General features: G+C 68.2%; 10 protein-coding genes. 6 read left to right on the forward strand and 4 right to left on the reverse strand.

Annotation, left to right across the window (positions count from 1 at the left end; genetic code table 11):
* Nucleotides 1-362 precede the first annotated feature (362 nt).
* From ABF821_RS09360 to ABF821_RS09385, 6 genes are all read left to right on the forward strand, one after another.
* Nucleotides 363-884 (forward strand): DUF3576 domain-containing protein, encoded by a 522-nt coding sequence (locus ABF821_RS09360; protein WP_415529812.1) that lies wholly within the window; start codon nucleotides 363-365, stop codon nucleotides 882-884.
* A 122-nt stretch (nucleotides 885-1,006) separates the two neighbouring features.
* Nucleotides 1,007-3,634 (forward strand): leucine--tRNA ligase, encoded by a 2,628-nt coding sequence (leuS, locus tag ABF821_RS09365; RefSeq protein WP_415529813.1) that lies wholly within the window; start codon nucleotides 1,007-1,009, stop codon nucleotides 3,632-3,634.
* Between the two features lie 4 nt (nucleotides 3,635-3,638).
* Entirely contained in the window at nucleotides 3,639-4,388 is a 750-nt protein-coding gene (locus ABF821_RS09370; protein WP_415529814.1) for a hypothetical protein, read from the forward strand.
* Complete coding sequence (holA, locus tag ABF821_RS09375; RefSeq protein ID WP_182972699.1) at nucleotides 4,385-5,401, forward strand: DNA polymerase III subunit delta; 1,017 nt, start codon at nucleotides 4,385-4,387, stop codon at nucleotides 5,399-5,401. Before ABF821_RS09370 ends, holA begins: the two co-directional genes overlap by 4 nt.
* Before the next feature lie 1,015 nt (nucleotides 5,402-6,416).
* Nucleotides 6,417-13,439, forward strand: a complete 7,023-nt coding sequence (locus tag ABF821_RS09380) for an SDR family NAD(P)-dependent oxidoreductase (protein ID WP_415529815.1) — start codon at nucleotides 6,417-6,419, stop codon at nucleotides 13,437-13,439.
* Nucleotides 13,436-14,722: an aminotransferase class I/II-fold pyridoxal phosphate-dependent enzyme gene (locus ABF821_RS09385; RefSeq protein ID WP_183009345.1), complete on the forward strand. Its 1,287-nt coding sequence runs from the start codon at nucleotides 13,436-13,438 to the stop codon at nucleotides 14,720-14,722. Before ABF821_RS09380 ends, ABF821_RS09385 begins: the two co-directional genes overlap by 4 nt.
* Here ABF821_RS09385 and ABF821_RS09390 read toward each other — a convergent pair.
* The 4 genes from ABF821_RS09390 to ABF821_RS09405 all read right to left on the reverse strand — a co-directional run bounded on the left by ABF821_RS09390 (nucleotide 14,695) and on the right by ABF821_RS09405 (nucleotide 20,071).
* On the reverse strand, nucleotides 14,695-15,888 hold the full coding sequence (locus tag ABF821_RS09390; protein WP_415529816.1) for a capsule biosynthesis protein: 1,194 nt from the start codon (nucleotides 15,886-15,888) through the stop codon (nucleotides 14,695-14,697). The two genes, ABF821_RS09385 and ABF821_RS09390, sit on opposite strands and share 28 nt — an antisense overlap.
* 66 nt (nucleotides 15,889-15,954) lie before the next feature.
* A complete protein-coding gene (locus tag ABF821_RS09395) occupies nucleotides 15,955-17,199 on the reverse strand; it encodes a glycosyltransferase family 4 protein (RefSeq protein ID WP_415529817.1) in 1,245 nt (414 codons plus the stop codon).
* Nucleotides 17,196-18,872 (reverse strand): capsule biosynthesis protein, encoded by a 1,677-nt coding sequence (locus ABF821_RS09400; RefSeq protein ID WP_415529818.1) that lies wholly within the window; start codon nucleotides 18,870-18,872, stop codon nucleotides 17,196-17,198. Before ABF821_RS09400 ends, ABF821_RS09395 begins: the two co-directional genes overlap by 4 nt.
* Before the next feature lie 191 nt (nucleotides 18,873-19,063).
* On the reverse strand, nucleotides 19,064-20,071 hold the full coding sequence (locus ABF821_RS09405; protein WP_415529820.1) for an NAD-dependent epimerase/dehydratase family protein: 1,008 nt from the start codon (nucleotides 20,069-20,071) through the stop codon (nucleotides 19,064-19,066).
* Nucleotides 20,072-20,106 lie beyond the last annotated feature (35 nt).

Here is a 20,106-nt window from a genome sequence, read left to right on the forward strand (position 1 = left end):
GCCCCCCTGCCCGCGATGCCTGCCACGCCGCCCCTCCGAATCTTTCATGCCGAATCTTTCGTGCCGTCGCGCGGCGACTCCCCGCGCGGCCCGGCCTGATGGGTCTTTTCAAACCGGCCGGACCCGTGAAGGCAAGGCTCGGGATGGTCTTGCCGGTCGTCCGTTGCCGCCGGGACCTGGTTGCCCGCGCGTGCGGCAGGGAGAAAATCACCGCCCGGCTTGGCGGGGATGGCGCTCCGGGATATGAAGACGGCAGTGAAACCGGCTGAACCGTGGTCCGACCGCCGGCCCCGGACGGGCAGGAACCGCCACGGCCGCCGATCCATCAGCGGGGCCAGACCCGAGGGGACCACAGGGGCAACATGACCGTTCGACCGCCATCCGCCATTCACCGCCTTTCGCCATCGGCCCGCCTGCTGGGCGTGCTGGCCCTTTCCCCGATTCTGGGCCTGACCGCATGTTCCTCGCCGCGCCGCGCGGACGCGGGGCTGGCGATGCCGCAGAACCATCTGATCACCCAGGACCGCTCCGCCAGCGGCGGCGACGACCAGATCGGCAAGAGCGGCGTGAATGCCTATCTGTGGCGCGGTGCGATCGATACGCTGTCGTTCATGCCCTTCGCCTCGGCCGATGCCATCGGCGGCGTGATCCTGACGGACTGGTACACCCCGCCGGCCACCAAGAACGAACGCTTCAAGATCACGGCCTATGTGCTGTCGCGCAATCTGCGGTCGGACGCGCTGCGCGTGTCGGTCTTCCGCCAGGCGTTCACGGATGGGCAGTGGGTCGATACGCCGGTTGCCCCGAACACGGTGTCGGACATCACGACGCGAATCCTGATCCGGGCGCGGCAGCTTCGCGCCGATAATGGCGGCGGCAAGTAAGCCCCTTCCCCCGGCGTTCCCGCGCCGGGGACGATGCCGGGCCGTTGCCCGGCATCCTTCTGCTTCGTATCGGCCGGTCGTGACAGACCGTGACGCCCCGGCCCGTGCTCCTGGACCCTGACATGACTGAAATGACCCCCGCTTCCTACGATTTCCGCACGGCCGAACCGCGCTGGCAGGCCGAGTGGGAGCGGGCGGGCGCCTTCGACGTGCCCGACGTGCCGCCGGCCGACCGCCCCAAATATTACGTGCTGGAGATGTTCCCGTATCCGTCGGGGCAGCTTCATATGGGGCATGTGCGCAACTACACGCTGGGCGACGTGGTGGCGCGCTTCAAGCGGGCCAAGGGGTTTTCGGTGCTGCATCCGATGGGCTGGGACGCCTTCGGCCTGCCGGCGGAAAACGCGGCGCGGGAGCGCGGCGTGCATCCGCAGACCTGGACGCTGGACAATATCGCCGCCATGCGCGGGACGCTGAAGCGGCTGGGCTTCTCGTTCAACTGGGACCGGGAGATCGCGACCTGCCTGCCCGAATATTACGGCAAGCAGCAGAAGCTGTTTCTGGACATGCTTCAGGGCGATCTGGTCGAGCGGCGCGAAAGCTGGGTGAACTGGGACCCGGTGGACCATACCGTGCTGGCGAACGAGCAGGTGGTGGACGGGCGCGGCTGGCGTTCGGGCGCGCTGATCGAGAAGAAGAAGCTCTCGCAATGGTTCCTGCGCATCACCAAATTCGCGCCCGACCTGCTGGAGGGGCTGTCGCATCTGCCGCGCTGGCCGGAGCGGGTGCGCGTCATGCAGGAGCGCTGGATCGGGCGTTCGGTCGGCGCGCGCGTGCGCTTCGGGCTGCATAGTCCGCCCCAAGGGTACGATACCGACCTGGATTCGGTCGAGGTTTATACCACGCGGCCCGACACGCTGTTCGGCATGGCGTTCCTGGCCGTCGCGCCCGACCATCCGCTGGCCGCGAAGGTTGCGCGCGACAATGCGGACGCCGCCGCCTTCATCGCCGAATGCCGCCGCCTCGGGACCTCGGAGGAGGCGATCGAGAAGGCCGAGAAGCGCGGGTTCGATACCGGCCTGCGTGTGTCGCATCCGTTCATACCCGACGAAAGCTTTCCGGTCTGGATCGCCAATTTCGTGCTGATGGATTACGGCACCGGCGCCATTTTCGGCTGTCCGTGCGGCGACCAGCGGGATCTGGATTTCGCCAACGCCTATCACCTGACCTTCCGCCCCGTCGTTCTGCCGCCGGGCGAGGATGCATCGACCTTCGCCATCACCGCCAAGGCGTGGGACGGTGACGGCACGATGATCAATTCCGGCTTTCTGGACGGGCTGGACACCAGGGCGGCGCGGGCCGAGGCCATCAGCCGCCTGGAAGGGCTGGGTGTCGGCCGGGGAGTCGAGAACTGGCGGCTGCGGGACTGGGGCATTTCGCGCCAGCGCTACTGGGGCTGTCCGATTCCGGTTATTCATTGTGCCGCCTGCGGCCCGGTGCCGGTGCCCGACGACCAGTTGCCCGTTACCCTGCCCGAGGACGTGACGTTCGACCGGCCGGGCAATCCGCTGGACCATCATCCGACCTGGAAGCATGTCGCCTGTCCGCGCTGCGGCGCCGACGCCACGCGCGAGACCGACACGTTCGACACCTTCGTGGACAGTTCGTGGTATTTCGCCCGCTTTACCGCCCCGCACGCGGCCGCGCCGACCGTGCGCCCGGCGGCGGATGGCTGGCTGCCGGTCGACCAGTATATCGGCGGGATCGAACATGCGATCCTGCATCTGCTCTATGCCCGTTTCTTTACGCGGGCGATGCGGGAGACGGGGCATCTGGGGCTGGACGAGCCGTTCGACGGTCTGTTCACCCAGGGGATGGTCAATCACGAAAGCTATCGCGATACCGATGGGCTGTGGCTGTATCCCGAAGAGGTCGAGCGGCGCGGCGATGGCGCGGTGCATCGGGAAACCGGTGCGCCGGTGACGATCGGCCGCGTTGAGAAGATGTCCAAATCCAAGCGCAACACCGTGGCGCCGGTGGCGATCATCGAGCGGTTCGGGGCCGATACCGCGCGCTGGTTCGTGCTGTCGGACAGCCCGCCGGAACGCGACATGGAGTGGACCGAGGCTGGCGTGGCCGGTGCGGCGCGCTTCCTGCAACGGCTTTATCGCGTGGTGCGGGTCGTGGCCGAGACCGTTCCGGCCGCTGCTGCCCCGGAGGCGGCCCCGGAGACTGCATTCTCTGAAGCCGCCGACACGCTGCGCCGGGCCACCCATCGTGCCATCGCGGCCGTGAGCGAGGCGCTGGAAGGCTTTGCGATCAACGTGGCGGTGGCGCGTTTGCATGAGCTGACCTCCGCCCTGGCGGATGCCGAGCGCGCGGCCGACGATGCCGGCATGGCGTATGCCCGGCGCGAGGCCGCGCTGAGCCTGTGCCTGCTGGCCGCGCCGATGGTGCCCCATCAGGCGGAAGAGATGCTGGCCCTGCTGGAGCCCGGCCAGGCGCCGGCCGTCGATCGTCCGTGGCCGGTGGCCGAACCGGAATTGCTGGTGGCGCGCGAGCTGACCATCGCGGTCCAGATCATGGGCAAGCTGCGTGGGACCGTGGCCGCGCCGCCCGATGCGCCGGCCGAGACGGTGATCGCCCTGGCGGAAAACGAGCCCAATGTGGCGCGGCTGCTGGAGGGCAAGCGCATCGTCAAGCGCATTCATGTGCCCAACCGCATCGTCAATTTCGTGATCGCGGGCTGATCGGATGCCGCATCTGCCCCGTCCCGACGCGCCCCGTTCGTCTCGCCCGCTGCGGCGGGCGGTGCTGATGGCCATGGTGACGATGCTGGGCGGGTGCGGCTTTCAGCCCCTGTATGGGTCGCCGGCCGGCAGCACTGCCGCGGGTGGGACGATCCCCGATCAGTTGCGCCAGATCTACGTGGCCAGCATCCCTGAACGGTACGGGCAGGAATTGCGGCTGTTCCTGCAACAGAACCTGGCCGGAGCCGAGCAGGAAGACCCGAACGGCTATACGTTGCGCGTCAATTCCTATGTGATGAACGAAGCGATCGACATCCATTCGGACAACACGACCGGCCGGACCCGTGCCACCGCCCACGCGCACTGGGTGCTCTATACCGTCGCGCCCACCCCGATGCTGGTGACCCAGGGCGATACCCAGGTCATGGACGGCGAAAACGAGACGTTCGAGCAGTATTTCGCCCAGAACCTGAACCAGACCGCGCTGGCGCGCCGGGTGGCCCAGGCGGTCGCCGACCGGATTACCCAGCAGCTTGCGATCTGGTTCAGGACCCATGCCGCCCCCGCCCAGCGGACGGTGATGCCGCAGGCAACCTATGTCGACCCGAACGTGATGCCCAATTCCAGCACCGAAATCCCGCGTCAGTCGGTCGGTGAAGATGGTCTGCCGGGCATGGCTATCGGCCGGTCCTCGCCTGATCCGTCCGGCACGGCGGGCGGCGATCCGGGCAACGGAACAGTCAACAGCCAGTGAAGATCGACGCGCGCTCGGTCGCCAGGGTCCTGCGCGAGCCCGGCGCGCTCAGGGCCATTCTGCTGCATGGCGAGGATACCGGGCTGATCCGCGAGCGCGCCCGCCAGGCCGCGACCGCCATTGCCCCGCAACTGGACGATCCCTTTCGCGTCGCGGTGCTGGACCGGGATGCGGCGGAGCGGCTGGAAGAGGAAATCTTCTCTCTTTCCCTCAGCGGCGGGCGGCGGGTCGTCTGGGTGCGCGACGGGGGAGACAGTCTGACGGCGCCGTTGAAGGCCAGCCTGGCCCGCGAGTCCGATACGCTGGTCATCATCGAAGCCCCCGGCCTTGCCAGTCGCTCGCGCCTGCGCGCGCTGGTCGAAGCCCAGGCCGGTTGCGCGGCCATCGGCTGTTATCCCGAGGAAGGCCGGGCGCTGGAAGGCACGATTCGCCAGAGCCTTGGGGAAGAGGAGATCCGCATCGACGCCGATGCGCTGGCGTGGTTCGCCGGGTTGCTGGGGCCGGATCGGGCCGCGATGCGGGGCGAGGTTGAGAAACTGGCGCTCTATGCCGGGCGGGGCGGGCATCTGACGCTGGACGATGTGCGTACCTGCATCGGCGATGCCGCCGGCGTGTCGCTGGAAGATGCGGCCTATGCCGCCACCGCCGGCGATCGGGCCGGCGCCGATACCGCGATCGAGCGGGCGCTGGCCGAAGGCACCAGTCCGATCGCCGTTGCGCGGGCGCTGCTGTCGCACCTGCACCGGCTGAGGCGCGCGCGGATCGCGATGGATTCGGGGCAGAGCCGGGCGGATGCGATGCGGGGATTGCGGCCGCCCGTGTTCTTCAAGCGGACCGAATCCTTTGGCCAGGCGTTGTCGCTCTGGAGCGCCGAGCGTCTGATGGATGCCGCCGAACAGACCCAGGCGCTGGAGAAGGACTGCAAGCAGACCGGGTCGCCCGACCTGGCATTATGCCGCCGGCATATCGCGCGGCTGGCCGCGACCGCTTCGATGCTGCGCCGCGACCGCTGACGCGCCTTCCGGCCGCGGAGGCGCTTGCCCGAATCCCTGTGCTCGGCTAGAAGCAGAGCGTGTGTCCGCGTAGCTCAGCAGGATAGAGCACAGGATTCCTGGTTTTCAAATTGGGCGTCATGGCGGGAAACCTCATGACGGATCCGCTCAAATTCGGGGAACGCTCTGACACCGTGTGTCGTGCCGATCCCGAGCCAAGCCCGGTCCTGCCGGGAAGGTGTAGAGACTGGACGGGCGGCACCTGTCGGCCTTCGGGCTTAGGGTGAAGGGACAGTCCAGACCACGAACGCCATTTTCGGATGGCGGCGGTGAAAGCCGAAGTGGGATGAATCCTGGGGCCGTGGGTTCGAATCCCGCCGCGGACACCATCATTGCGCCGGGATGCGTTTCACGCTCCCTGCCCTGCTTTCCCGGCGTGTCTGGCGAGCGGGATGCTGATATGTCTTCCACGCGCCTGCATGGAGAGGGTCGTTTCGGCCCCCAGCCGCCAGAAGACATAAAAAGAACACAGATATTAAAGAATTTGTACCTACAGAGCCCGGTACGTGGCTGGTCGGCGGGCCTGTTCGTTTTACCGGCGGCGGCTACCGAAGGAGAGAAGCGCGGTGATCGCCTGAAGGTCGGCCAGACGATGCCAGACTGTCGTAAAGCGTTGCATGACTGCCAATCGCCGGGAATGGACAGCCAGATGCCGGCACCGCCGGTCAGGCTCGATGTCCGGACGCGCGTGGCTCCTGTCGGGCAATCATGACAGATGCCGTTTCAATAGGCGAGAATATGACTAAAATTTAGGCAAAACGTGATAGCTGGCAGTCGCTGGAAATCTGAAGTTCGTATTCCACCATATACTTACAGCAGAAGACCATTGCCTGTTCCGACATTGACGCCTTGTTTACGGGCGAGGGAAGCACATGAAACGCGCGGAACTATTTTTTCAACGCCGATATGGCTTTTCCCCCCGACCCGACCGCGTTACATCGTAATCCGATCATCGCATTGGGACACATATCTCTTCATGCATAACAGTTCGACGTCCGAGCCCAAGACCACTACTCGGGATGAGCCCATCGCCATCGTCGGCGCATCCTGCCGCCTTCCCGGGGCGCCGGACGTTACCAGCCTGTGGCAGCTGCTGGACGAGGAACGCGAAAGCGTGCGGCCGATCCCGGAGAATCGCTTTCCATTAAGGGATTACTGGCATCCTCGTCGCGGCGAGACGGGCAAGTTCTATGCCACCCGTGCCTCGACCCTGGACGAGATCGAACTGTTCGATGCCGCCTTTTTCGGCATTTCGGCCCGCGAGGCCCGGCAGATGGACCCGCAGCAACGGCTGTTGCTGGAACTGGCCTGGGAAGCCCTGGAAGATGCCGGCACTACGGCGGAGCGCATCGCGTCGGCCGGTGTGTATGTCGGCGCGTCGGGCCTGGAATATGCCAATCTGCGCCTGACCGACCCTTCGTCGGGCAACGCCTATTTCATGCCCGGCAACACGCTGAGCATCTTCTCCAATCGCGTGTCGTATGCGCTGGGGCTGCATGGGCCGAGCATGACCATCGATACGGCGTGCTCGTCGTCGCTGTTCGCCCTGCATGAGGCTTGCGAGGATCTGCGCGCGGGCCGCACGGACGTGGCGCTGGTCGGCGGTGTGAGCATGCTGCTGACGCCCTATCCCTTCATCGGCTTCTGCGCGGCCAGCATGCTGTCCCCGACCGGGCGTTGCCATGCCTTCAGTGCCGATGCCGATGGCTATGTCCGTGGCGAGGGCGGCGTCATGCTGCTGCTCAAGCCGCTGTCGGCGGCGCGGCGGGATGGCGACGATGTTCGCGCGGTGATCATGGCCAGCGGGATCAATGCCGATGGGCGGACGCCGGGCCTGACCTTCCCCAGTGCCCAGGCCCAGGCCGATCTGTTGCGCGAAGTTTATGACCGGGCCGGTGTCTCGCCGGATCAGGTCGCCTTCGTGGAGGCCCACGGCACCGGCACCCAGGCGGGAGATCCGGTCGAGACGACGGCGCTGGGCAAGGCCCTGGGCCAGTTGCGCGCCACGGCGCTGCCGATCGGTTCGATCAAGACCAATCTCGGCCATCTGGAACCGGCATCGGGCCTGGTCAGCATGTTGAAGGCCATGCTTGCGCTCCAGAACCGGCGCCTGCCCGCCTCGCTGCATTGCGCGAACCCGAACCCGGCCATTCCCTTCGCCGAGCTTAATCTGGAAGTCGTCACCGAGGCGCGTCCGCTTGACGATGGCCCGCTGATTGCCGGGGTCAATAATTTCGGTTTCGGCGGCGCCAATGCCCATGTGGTTCTGGCCAGCGCGCCGATCGAACCGGCAGACGCGCCGGCCGCCGCGCCGGCGTCGGACGATGCCGTGCCGTTGCTGCTGTCCGCGCGTTCCGAGGCTGGTCTGGCCAGTCTCGCGCGGGTCTGGTCCACGCGGACCTGGACCGATTCCGAACTGCGCGGCGTGGCGACGCGACGCGCCCACCTGCCGCATCGGCTGGGCGTTCCCGGTGGGGACGCGGCGGAGATGCGCGCGGCGCTGGCGACGTGGGTGGAGACCCGCGCCCAGGCCGATGTCGTCACCGGGCAGGCCCTTGCGCAGGCGCGCACCGTCTTTGTCTTTTCCGGCAATGGCAGCCAGTTCTCGGGCATGGGGCGGGATCTGCTGGAGATCAGCCCCGTTTTCGCCGCCGGAGTGGCGGAGGCGGATGTGGCATTGCGTCCGCATCTCGGCTGGTCGGTTCTGGAGGCGATGCGCTCGGGCGACTGGTCGGCCGATCCGGCCGATGTCGCCCAGCCGATGCTGTTTGCGTTCCAGATCGGCGTTCTGCGCGGGTTGGAACAGCAGGGACTCAAGGCCGATATCGTCGTTGGCCATAGCGTCGGGGAAATCGCGGGCGGCGTGCATGCCGGCATGCTGGAGATGGACGAGGCCGCGCGCATCGTTGCGCTGCGCAGCCGCCATCAGGCCACCGCGCCCGGTGGGGGCATGATCGCGCTCCATGGCGATGCCGAGGAGGCGCGGCGGCTTCTGGCCGAAGCCGGGCCGACGCTGGAGATTGCGGCCTTCAACGCACCCAACGCGCTGGCGGTGGCCGGCGAGGCCGAGGCGCTGGACCGACTGGAAGCGGCGAAGGGCAGTTCCTCACTGCTGATCCACCGCCTGAAGGTGGGGTATGCGTATCATAGCAGCCATATGGACCGGATTGCCGAGGCGCTGATCCGCGATCTGGGTGCGATCACCGCACGCCAGCCCGAGCGACTGATGATCTCGACCGTGACCAGCCAGCCTTTCACGGTCCTGCCCGATGCCGATTACTGGTGGCGGAATGTCCGCGCGCCGGTGCTGTTTGCGGAATCGGTGCGTCAGGCGGCGGCCGAAGGGGGCTCGGTCTTTATCGAGATCAGCCCTCGTCCGGTGCTCCAGCATTATCTGCGCGACATTCTGCGGGGGGGCGATACGCAGTCGCGCGTGATGCCGGCGGTGCCGGCCAAGATTACGACCGATCCGTTCCCGCGCACCGCGCTGGCATGTTTCGCGGCGGGCTGCGACATTCTGTCCGCGGCGCATTTCGCGGGGCCGGCGCATGTGCGGGGCCTGCCCGGCGTGCAGTGGCAGCGCGAGCGGCATTGGTATGAACCGACCGAGGAAGCGCTGGCCGTGCTGTGGAACCAGCAGGGTACGCATCCCCTGCTGGGCGGTCATGGCAAGGCGGATGCCAGCGAGTGGACCGCGCATCTGGATGGCGCGGTGCAGCCCTGGCTGGCCGACCACAAGGTGGGCGAGACGATCGTTCTGGCGGCTGCCTGCCTGATCGAATTCGCCTTTACCGCCGCGCGGGCGACGTGGCCCGAGGCCGAGATTCTGGAATTGCGCGATTTCCAGATCCTGCGTCCGGTGATCATCGAACAGACGCAGTTGCGCGAGATCCGGGTGCGGCTGGCGGCGGACGGCGCGGTGACCATCGACAGCCGGCCCCGGCTGTCGCACGCGGTCTGGACGCGCCATGCCACCGCGCGTGCCGGCCTGTCGCCGGTTGCGCCCGCGGCCCTGCCGGCGGCCGCGACCGATACCGACATGACCGGTGATGCGCTCTATGCCGTCGCGCGTGCCGCCGGACTGGCTTATGGGCCGGCTTTCCGCCGTGTCGGTGCGATTTCGATGGCCGAGGGGCGGGTCGAGGCGACCCTGACGGGCGCGGCGCCGCTCGACGGGCTGACCCTGGACCCGACGGCGCTGGACGGGACTTTCCAGGCGCTGGTCGGGCTGGCGGTCAACCATGCCGATGCGGCCGAAGCGCCGCTGCCGCGTAAGTTCGACGTGATCCGGCTGGACCTGTCGGCCGGGCCGGCTGCCCGTGGACAGGCTGCCGTGACGACATCCGGCCCGCGCGAGACCGAGGCCGACATCGTGATGCTGGATGCCAGCGGCCGTGCCGTGCTGTCGGCGACCGGCTGCTGGTTTACCCGCATGCCGGGCGAACGGCCGGTGCCGGTGGCCGAGCGCAGTTTCCACGAGGTCTGGCTGCCGTCTCCCGTGGCGTCGGCTCCGCTCTCCGACGAGCGGTTTCTGGCGCTGCGCCCGGCCATGGAAACGCCGGTCGGCGATGCGGACGACAAGGATGCCGGACTGCTGGCGCATACGATCCTGTCTGGACAGACTTCGCCGGCCGGCGATGCTCCGGATGCCGCGCGGTTGTGGCAGACGCTTTTCCTCGACCTGCCGCAATGGTTGCCGGCGGCTTTGCTGCTGGCGTGGATCGACGAGCGGAAGAATGCGGCGGTTGCCGCCGACGATGCCTTCCCCGACGTGGCGTTCCGGCAGTTGCTGTCCGGTCGCAGTGTGGAACTGGCGGCCGAGCAGATCGCGACCACCATCGCGGCCTATGCGCGGGACTGGCCGCAGGATCGCCCGCTGCGCGTGCTGGAACTGCATGCCGACCGCGCCGCGCTGACGCGGCAGCTCGTTCCGCGTCTGGCAGACCTGCCGGGCCGGCTGGACTACACGATCCTGGAGCCGAACCGCGAGCGGCAGGCGCGGCTGCGGCCGAGCGTGCTGGCGCATCTGCCCGGCATCGTCATGGCCGAGACCGTGCCGGCCGGTGCGTATGACGTGCTGGTTGCCTATGCGCCCGGTCTGCATGGCCAGGTGCCGGCGGCGACGCTGGCCCATGCCGATCGGCTGGCGCCGGGCGGCCTGATCCTGGTGGTGGAAGCCGCCGAGGATGCGGGATGGGCCACCTTGCGCGCGTTGTCGCCCGAGCCGCTGCTGACGATCGGCGCCTGGCGCGACCTGCCGCACCGCCTGCGCGCGGTGGCCGAAAGCGTGCCCGCCCAGGCGCCCTTCCCGCTTGCCCTGCTGGCGGCGGTCGCGATCGAGGCGGAAGAATCCGAGGGTGAGGCCGTCTCGGCCGCCCCGGTGATTCGCGTGTCGCATGCTCCCGCGCAGGATGCCGGGGATGACACCGCGCGCACCGCGCAGGCGATGCTGGCGCTGGCCCGCGATGCCCGTGCCGCCGCCGAAGCCGGAGAGTGCCTGGCGATCGTGACCCGCGATGCGGCGGCCACGCCGCATGAGGCCGCGCGTATTGCCCTGGGCCGGACGATCGCCAACGAGTTCCCTGCCCTGCGCTGTCGCCGGATCGATCTGTCCGCCGGCCTGTCGGAGACGGCGGTTGCGGCGGCGCTGGACGCGGAGCGCAATGCGACCGATGACGAGCGCGAAGTGCGCTGGACGGCGGACGGACGCTTTGTGCGCCGCCTGCGCGAGGGTCTGCCGGCCCGCGCCGCCGGCCCGCAGGGGGATGTGCGGCTGATCCAGCCCGTGCCCGGCCCGCTGGACCGGTTGTGCTGGATGCCGGAACCTCGGGTCGAACCCGGTCCGCGCGACGTGGTGATCGACGTGCAGGCCAGCGGCCTGAACTATCGCGATGTGCTCTCGGCCATCGGCATGTTGCCTGACGAATTGCTGCTGGACGGTTTTGCCGGCGCCACGCTGGGCATGGAATGTGCGGGGACCGTGCTGGCGGTGGGTGCGGAGGTGACCGACCTTGCCCCCGGCGACCGGGTGATGGCGCTGGCCGCCGCCGCCCATGCCAGCCGGGTGGTGACCGACCGGCGCAGCGTCTTCGCGCTGCCGGAATGGTTGTCCTTCGCGGCGGGTGCGACCATCCCCGTGACGTATCTGACCGTGCTCTATGCGCTGGAGACCGTTGGCCAGTTGCGGGCGGGCGAGACGATCCTGATCCATGGCGCCGCCGGCGGTGTCGGTCTGGCGGCCATTCAGTACGCCAGCCATGTCGGCGCGCGCATCATCGCCACCGCCGGCTCGCCCGCCAAGCGGGCGGCCCTGCGCGAACTGGGGATCGAGACCGTGCTGGACAGCCGGTCGCTGCGCTTCGGGGCCGATGTGCTGGCCGCGACCGGTGGGCTGGGTGTGGATGTGGTGCTCAATGCCCTGAGCGGCGAGGCCATGGAGCGCAGCCTGGAACTGGTGCGCCCGTTCGGCCGCTTCCTGGAACTGGGCAAGCGCGACTTCCTGGCCAATACGCGCGTCGGTATCGGCCCGCTGCGGCAGAATGTCAGCTACCACGCGATCGACGTGGATGCGCTGGTGCGGCACCGGCCGGACCTGGTTTCGACCGTGACCGACCGCCTGCATACGCTGCTTGAGGATGGGGCGATCGGGCCGCTGCCTTATACCGCCTTCCCGGCCTCGGCCGCGACGGATGCGTTCGCGCTGATGCGGACCTCGGCGCATGTCGGCAAGATCGTGCTGACGAGGGGACCGGTGCATGTGCCGCCCGCGCTGGATCTGCCGGCCGACCGCACCATGCTGGTGACGGGTGGGACCGGCGGCTTCGGCGCGCGGGCCGCGCGGTGGCTCGTGACCCGTGGGGCGCGCCATCTGGTGCTGGTGAGCCGGCGCGGGCCGGCGGCCGAAGGCGTGGCGGCGTTGCGCGAAACGCTGCTGGAAGCCGGTGCGCGGACCGTGGAGGTGCGGGCCTGCGACGTGACCGACCATGCGGCGCTGGCGGCGCTGATTGCCGAGATCCGCGCCACCATGCCGCCTCTGGGCGGGATCGTGCATGCCGCCGTGACGGTGGCGGACGGGCTGGTGGCGACGCTATCCGAAGAACAGGTGACGGCTTCGGTACAGGCCAAGCTGGCCGGCGCGCTGTCGCTGGACGCGCTGACGCGGGATGATCCGCTGGCGCTGTTCCTGGTCTTCTCCTCCGCCACCATCACGCTCGGCGCGCCGGGTCAGGGTGCCTATGTGGCGGCCAATGCGGCGGTCGAGGCGCTGATCCAGCGCCGGCGGGATGCGGGCCTGCCCGGTTGCGCCGTGCGCTGGGGGCCGATCGCCGATGCGGGTTTCCTGGAACGCAACGAAGCGGCGCGCGAGGCGCTGGACCGGCGGCTGGGCGCGCGTTCGATGCGCGCGATGGCGGCGCTGGATGCCCTGCCCGACCTGCTGGCCTCGTCCGACCCCTGGCCGGTGCTGGCGGAAATGGACTGGCAGGCCACGGGCAGCCTGCCGATCCTGAGCGAGCCGTTGTTCGGCGCCGTGGCGCGGCGCCGGGACGAAGACGGCGATAGCGGCGACCTGATGAGCCTGCTGGCCACGGCCACCGAGGAACGGCGGGAAGAGATCGTCGCCGACCTGATCCTGGGCGAGCTGACCCGCATCATGCAGACCGACCGCGAGGCCCTGCCCCTGGACCAGCCGCTGGCTGAACTGGGCATGGATTCGCTGACGGCGGTCGAACTGGCGCTGGGGCTGGAACGCCGGCTGGGCGTGTCGCTGCCCGGCTTTGCCTGGCAGGAAATGACGGTGCGGCGCGTTGCGCGCCAGGTCTCCACCCTGCTGGGCAACAAGGGGCAGGAAGCCGCCGCCGCCACGCCGGACGAGGCCGTGATGGCGCGCCATCTGGCCTCGGACGAGGAACGGAACGTGGTGGTCGAGGCCGGCGAGGTTGCCGAAGGGACCGGGACGCCCGAGCCCGTGTTTTCGAACGAAGAAGAAACGACTCGATGACAGGACCGAAATTCGGCCGGCGGCTGGGCGAACGCATCAAGCTGCTGGCCAGCCTGTCGGGCGGCGCACCGGCGGAGAGCAGCACGCGCGGCTGGTCGCTGCCCGGCGTGGAGGAAATGGAGTTCATCGCCAAGCGGGCGGCGGCGCTGGGCGTTTCCGACCCGTTCTTTCGCCAGCATGACGGGCTGGCCGCCGCCACCACCCTGATCGACGGGCGGGAATACATCAATTTCTCGTCCTACGATTATCTGGGGCTGAATGGCGATCCGCGCGTCATCGCCCAGGTGGAAGCGGCCCTGCACCGCTACGGCACGACGGTTTCCGCCAGCCGCATGGTCTCTGGCGAGCGGCCGTTCCATCGGGAACTGGAGCGGGCGCTGGCCGACTGGCATGGCGCCGAGGATTGCGTGGTGATGGTGTCGGGCCACGCGACCAACGTGACCACGCTGGCGCAACTGATGCGGCCGGGCGACCTGATCATCCATGATGCGCTGGCCCATAACAGCCTGATCCAGGGCGCGATCCTGTCGGGTGCGCGGCGCATCGCGTTTCCGCATAACGACGTGGCGGCGGCGCGCGAGCAATTGTGGATGCATCGCCGAGCGCACAAGCGCGCGCTGCTGGTGCTTGAAGGCCATTACAGCATGGATGGCGACATCCCTGATCTGGCGGCCTTCGTGGCGTTGGCCCGCGAATTCGACTGCATGACGCTGGTGGACGAGGCGCATTCGACCGGCGTGCTGGGCGCGCGCGGACATGGCATTGCCGAAGAGGCCGGTGTGCCGCCCGACGCGATCGACCTGTGGATGGGGACGCTGAGCAAGAGCCTGATCTCGTGCGGCGGCTATATTGCCGGCCGGGCCGAGATCATTACCTACCTGAAGCGCACCGCCGCGGGCTTTGTCTATTCCGTCGGCCTGCCGCCGACCAATGCGGCGGCCTCGATGGCGGCGCTGGACATTATCCGCGAGGAACCCTGGCGCATCGCGCGCCTGCGCGAGAACGCAACCCTGTTGCTGCGTCTGTTCCGCGAGGCAGGATTCGATACCGGCACCTCGGAAGGCTACGGCATCGTGCCGCTGGTCACCGGCAGTTCGCTGCTGGCCGGCCGGTTGTCGCAGGCGCTGTTCGAGCGCGGGCTGAATGTTCAGCCCATCATTCACCCGGCTGTGCCGGAGAAGGCGGCCCGGCTGCGCTTCTTCGTCAGCGCCTCACACACGCCCGAGCAGATCGCGCAGACCGTCTCGATCGTGACTCAGGCGCTGCGCGCCCTGTCGGAATAGGCTGACACGATCCGCCGCACCGAGCCCTCGACCGCGAGGGCTCGCCCCTCGGGGGTGAAGAAATCGCCTTCGACCAGGACTTCCTGGATCAGCATGCGGCAGAACGCATCGAGCAGTTCGGCATCGGGTCTGCTGGCCGCGCGCCAGAAGAGGTCCAGCGGCTCCTGGAACGTCAGCCCCGGAACATCGTAGATGGCTTCGCCAAGAATCTTGACCGGGCGGTCGCGCCGCAGGGCCAGAAGCCCGACCGTGCTGTTGACCGTGACGATCCCTTCGCTGGCGTCCAGCACGGGGTCGAGCTGGCCATCGGCCATGAAATAGACCCGTGCCGCGATGCCCAGCGCGCGCGTGCGCTGGGTGATCAGCCCTTCCCAGTCCGTCAGGCGCGGATCGAGCGGATGGCGGCGGACGACCAGGGAGAGCGTGTCGGGCGCATGGGCGGCGAAGGAGGCCAGGATCTGTTCCAGCGCCTCGGCCATGCCGCGAAACGGCGAATGGACCCGCAACTGGTAGTCGCCATCCAGTTGCATCGGCACCAGCATGAACGGCCCCTGGGGCAGGATCGCGTCCTTGGGCTTGCGCACCAGGCGCCCCGTCCAGTCCCGCAGCCAGCCCGCATATTCCACGAACGGACTGACCGCCGCATGGAAACGCGCATGGGGAAACAGTGCCGCCATGGCCACGCGCAGGCCGTGATAGGAAACATCGTAGACCGCGCGCCGCAGGAAATCGGAATGCGGGTTGTAATGCATGGGGGGCCAGGGTGCCTGGCCCCGTTCGCGGATATGCGCGGCATCGCGCGGCAGGGCCGAAAAGCCGTTGACGCCATGGGGCTCCAGCGTGATCCAGCCGGGCCTGAGATAGCCTTCCTCGAACACCCAGATGGCGATGCCGTGCGCGCGCGCGATGTCGGTTGCCACGAGATGAATCGGGCGGCAGTCGCCGAACAGGATGAGTCCGTCCGGCTTGTCCTCGGCGATGATCTTTTCGAGGAAGGCAGGCAGGGCGCGCTCGCGCCCGCGAAACCATGTGACATCGTGCGAAAAGACGACATCGCCGCCATTGAAGGCAATGCGGCGGACATGATGGCCGGCTGCCCGGAGCGCAATCGCCAGTTCGGAGAAGAACGGCGTGGCATTTCCTTGCAGCATCAGAAAACTTAGCAAACCGTTCCCACCTTCCCCGTCCGTCCGTCCCTTGAACGCCCCATGGCGCGCCTGTCGGCGATTCCGCTATTGCCCGTTTCCGCGCTCGATCACGGCCAGGGCGGCGAGGCCGGCCACCACCTGGGTCGGCCAGTCGGCGAATGACGGGGGTGCCTGCGCGGCCGCCCCCCTGTCATGCCCGCTCCGTTCGCGGATCGCATGTCGCCAGCCGGGGCCGTCCAATGGATCGAGATAGACCGGGAGGTCCCCGGCGATTTCGCGAAAGACCGGCAGGTCGCTGCACAGGCACGGAACGCCCATTGCCAATGCTTCCAGCAGCGGAAGGCCGAACCCTTCGGCAAATGACGGGAACAGCAACGCGCGCGCCCCCCGGACCAGCCCCGCCACGGCCTGGTCGGATAACGTGGCATGTTCATGCACGACCCCCTGCAAGGCGGGGCATCGTTCGATCATGTCCAGGATGTTCTCGTTTTCCCATCCGCGTCGGCCGATGATCACCAGATGCGGCAGGGGCGTGGTGCCGCCCTCCATCGCCATCTGGCGCCACAGATTCAGCAGCAGCAGGTGGTTCTTGCGCGGCTCGATCGTGCCCAGGATCACGAAATAGGGGGCGTCGGGCGCCAGATTGCCCACCGATGCCGGACCATTGGACGGGACAAGGCAGCCGTGATGCACCACGCTGACCGGCGGACAAGGCCCGTGGGGGGCCAGATAATCGCGCAATGCCTCCCCGACCGGCCGGGACGGGACGATCACGCGCTCCGCCAGCCGCCCCACGGTATCCATGCGGCGGCGATGGCGGTCGGGTTCGGTCGGGCGGGCATATTCGGGATATTCGATCGGGATCAGGTCGTGGACCATGACCGCCATCGTGGCATCGGCCCGTTTCAGAAAAACCTCGATCGCGTCGTCGCGCATCAGGTGATGATGCGAAAGCAGCAGGTAGGTCCGGCGGTGTTTCGCACGGCCGGCCGCCCCGAGGGCCGCGGCCTGCAACAGCAGCCCGGCCAGCAGCGACGCCGTGCGCGACGGCCGCGTGCCGCCCGCCCAGGCCCGCGCGAGGGTCCGCAGGAAACGATCCGTCAGCCGGCGCGGCATGAGGCCGATGCGCCCGATCGGGTGAAAGGCCACGAACATGACCTGGGACGCGGGAAAGCGCATGAGATACAGCGCATATTCCAGTTCCACACGGTCGATCCCCGTCGGCACCGCGCTGCCGGCGCGCGACAGCAGGCGGGAGATATCCATCAGAACCGGACGGGGCAGGATGTCGGCCGGCCGTCGCGAACCGTGCGCCACACTGCCGCTCATACGGGGCGGGCCGACCGGATGCGCGCCCATGCCTTGCGCAGCGCCGTCTGCGCGGCCAACGCGCGCATCCATGGCGTGGGGCGCCACAGGTCGGGGGTTTGCAGACGGTCGATCAGAACTTCCGGACCGCAGGGCAGTCGCGTAACCGGGTCGAGATAGCGCGGGAACAGAATCAGCACTCCGGCAACGAGGTCTTCCAGGGACAGGCGCCGTGTCCGGCGTGCGGGAACATCCCCCAGGTCTACCGTCAGCCCCCACCCCGCATAGAACGGCGCGCCATAGGTCACAACCCGCCGTCCGCGCATAAGCGCCTCGAACCCGGCAAGGGAGGTCAGGGTATGGACCTCGTCGACCCGGCCGATCGTATCGAGGATCGCCCCGCCCCGGTCGATGCGATCGGCCAGTTGCATGACGACGGAATCCTCCATGTGGCCCAGTCTGTGCGTTGCCTCGACATCAGGATGTGGCCTGTAGACGATAAAGGCGTCAGGATTATGTCGCCGGACGGCCTGGAGCAGTTCCAGATTGCCGCCGATCCGGCCGCCGCCGCAGCGCACCGACTGGTCGTCCGCCACCTGTCCGGGCACCAGGATCGTTCGCCGGTCTCCGCTGTCCCATGTTTCGGACACGCGGGCGGCCTGGCCGCTGCCGTATTTGGAAATGCCGAGCCGGACCAGGGAGTCGATGAGCCGCCGGGCGCGGGCGCGCAGCGCCGGGCCGAAGGAGGCGGTCGCCAGGATATGTTCCAGGTCGCTCTCCCGCGCGGGATCGTAATAGATTCCGCGCGTGTCGAGGGTGATCGAGGATGGCGGCATCAGCGCGCTGCCCAGGCCGATGGAGCGGACGAACCCGTCTTCCACGCGCCAGAGAGGCATGCCGGCCCGGCGGGCATCGTCCTCCAGCCCCGGTGGCAGGCGCGTTGCCCAGACCGCGATGGCGCCCGGCAGGACGGCGCGAAAAGCCGGGATGAACGGGGGCGCGCCGGGCGCCTGCGCCAGGAAATCGGCGATGCGCCGCCGCTTCCATCGCGACATGCCCAGGCAGGCCACGATCTGGCGGTTGACCAGGATCGTGCGGCGCCAGTCGGCCAGCAGGGTGATCGCCTCGGCACAGGGGATTGGCGCGGAACTGTAGGGACTGACGTAATCCGTGCGGTCCAGAAGATCGGCCAGCACATCGGCCCGCAGCAAGGGCTGCTCCTGCCCGCCTTGTGCCCCAAGCACGACAGGTAGGCCGCGCAGGGCCGCCAGCCGCACGACATCGCCCACCGAATCGGCATAGACCCGCGTTACGCCGTCGAGCAGCGCATGCGGATCGCTCTGCCAGGGCGCATGCGCGATGCCGAGGCGCCCAGCCAGCCCGGAGGCGACCTCCGCCAGTCCCCGGCGGACCAGCAGGACATCCCGCGCGGGATGGGCCGCCAGGACGTGCTTCAGCATGGCCACGGCGCGATGGCGCGCGCGCGCCGTGCGGGACAGGACGACCAGGACCGGACGCCGCTGCGTGGGTGCCGGCGCCCAGAAACACCCGCCGACCCGTTCGCGACAGATCCGCTCGGCCAATTCCTCCCGCTCCGCATCCGGAACGGGGAACGCAGGTGCTACGTCCTGCCGCGCGCGGGCGAGCACGGGCACGGATCGGTGGAAGGGCGGTATCCGCAGGAAGCCGGTCATGCGCGGGGACGGCCCGCCGAGAGGAGGGCGAAGCAGGGTCGGGCGGTCCCCCCGTGTGCTGCCTGCATGTCACCACCCTCCTGTCGAAGACTTATGAAACAGTCTGTTAGCACGCCCGTCTCCTAGCACGCTCGTCTCCGCGCCGAAACATCCGGCCCCGGTGGATGGCCCCGGGTTTCTCGCTGGTGGGTTTATCGCTGGCTGGAAGGCGCGTATTGCGCGTCGTACCACGCGACGACCGCATCGACGCCGGTTTGAAGGGGCGTGGAAGGACGGAATCCGGTCAGGGCCTCGAGGGCCGAGCAGTCGGCCCAGGTTCGGGGCACGTCGCCCGGTTGTATCGGCAGATAATGGCGCACGCATGGCCGGCCGGTCGCTTTTTCGATCGCCGCGACGAATGCCGCCAGGCTGACGGGCTGGCTGTTGCCGATATTGACCACGCGATAGGGGGCCACGGGGCTGCTCCCCGGATCGCTCTCCCCCGCTTTTTCGGGGGCGACCCTGGAGAGGCGCAGGACGGCTTCCACCACGTCGTCGATATAGGTGAAATCGCGTGCCATCTCGCCGTTATTGTACAGCGTGACCGGCTGGCCCGCATGGATGTTGGCGATGAACCTGAACAGTGCCATGTCCGGCCGCCCCCATGGGCCGTACACGGTGAAGAAGCGCATGACGGTGGTGGGGAGTCTCCAGATATTGGCATAGGCGTGCGCCAGGTCTTCGGCCGCCTTCTTGGTCGCCGCGTACAGGCTCAGCGGATGATCGCAGCGATGGGCCTCGGAAAAAGGCAGGACCGCGTTCGCCCCGTAGACCGAGGAGGACGACGCCATCATGAAATGAAGGGGCGGGTTGCGGCGCATGGCCTCCAGCAGCGTATAGGTGCCGAGGATATTGGAGCCGATATAGGTGCCCGGTGCGTCCAGACTGTGGGAGACGCCCGCCTGGGCGGCGAGATGCAGGACCATCTGCGGCGCCTGTTGCGCGAACACCTCGCCCAGCGCCCGCGCATCCTCCAGCATGAATTCGTGGGACGTGAAAGTCTCGAACAGATGCAGGATGGCATGACGCCGGCGTTTCAAGGAAACGTCGTAATAATCCGTCATCCCGTCGATGCCGATGACCGTGTAGCCGTCTTCCAGCAGCCGTCTGGCGACATGAAACCCGATGAAACCTGCCGTGCCGGTCACGAGAATACGCATCTGAAACTCCAGGAAGCACCGGACGAGCCATGCCA

It is taken from the genome of Gluconacetobacter sp., from assembly GCF_047721585.1.
Lineage (GTDB): Bacteria > Pseudomonadota > Alphaproteobacteria > Acetobacterales > Acetobacteraceae > Gluconacetobacter > Gluconacetobacter dulcium.

Coding starts and splice junctions, on each gene's coding strand:
- ABF821_RS09360 (WP_415529812.1), top strand. CDS start 363: ATGACCGTTCGACCGCCATCCGCCATTCACCGCCTTTCGCCATCGGCC.
- leuS (WP_415529813.1), top strand. CDS start 1,007: ATGACTGAAATGACCCCCGCTTCCTACGATTTCCGCACGGCCGAACCG.
- ABF821_RS09370 (WP_415529814.1), top strand. CDS start 3,639: ATGCCGCATCTGCCCCGTCCCGACGCGCCCCGTTCGTCTCGCCCGCTG.
- ABF821_RS09380 (WP_415529815.1), top strand. CDS start 6,417: ATGCATAACAGTTCGACGTCCGAGCCCAAGACCACTACTCGGGATGAG.
- ABF821_RS09385 (WP_183009345.1), top strand. CDS start 13,436: ATGACAGGACCGAAATTCGGCCGGCGGCTGGGCGAACGCATCAAGCTG.
- ABF821_RS09395 (WP_415529817.1), bottom strand. CDS start 17,199: ATGAGCGGCAGTGTGGCGCACGGTTCGCGACGGCCGGCCGACATCCTG.
- ABF821_RS09400 (WP_415529818.1), bottom strand. CDS start 18,872: ATGACCGGCTTCCTGCGGATACCGCCCTTCCACCGATCCGTGCCCGTG.
- ABF821_RS09405 (WP_415529820.1), bottom strand. CDS start 20,071: ATGCGTATTCTCGTGACCGGCACGGCAGGTTTCATCGGGTTTCATGTC.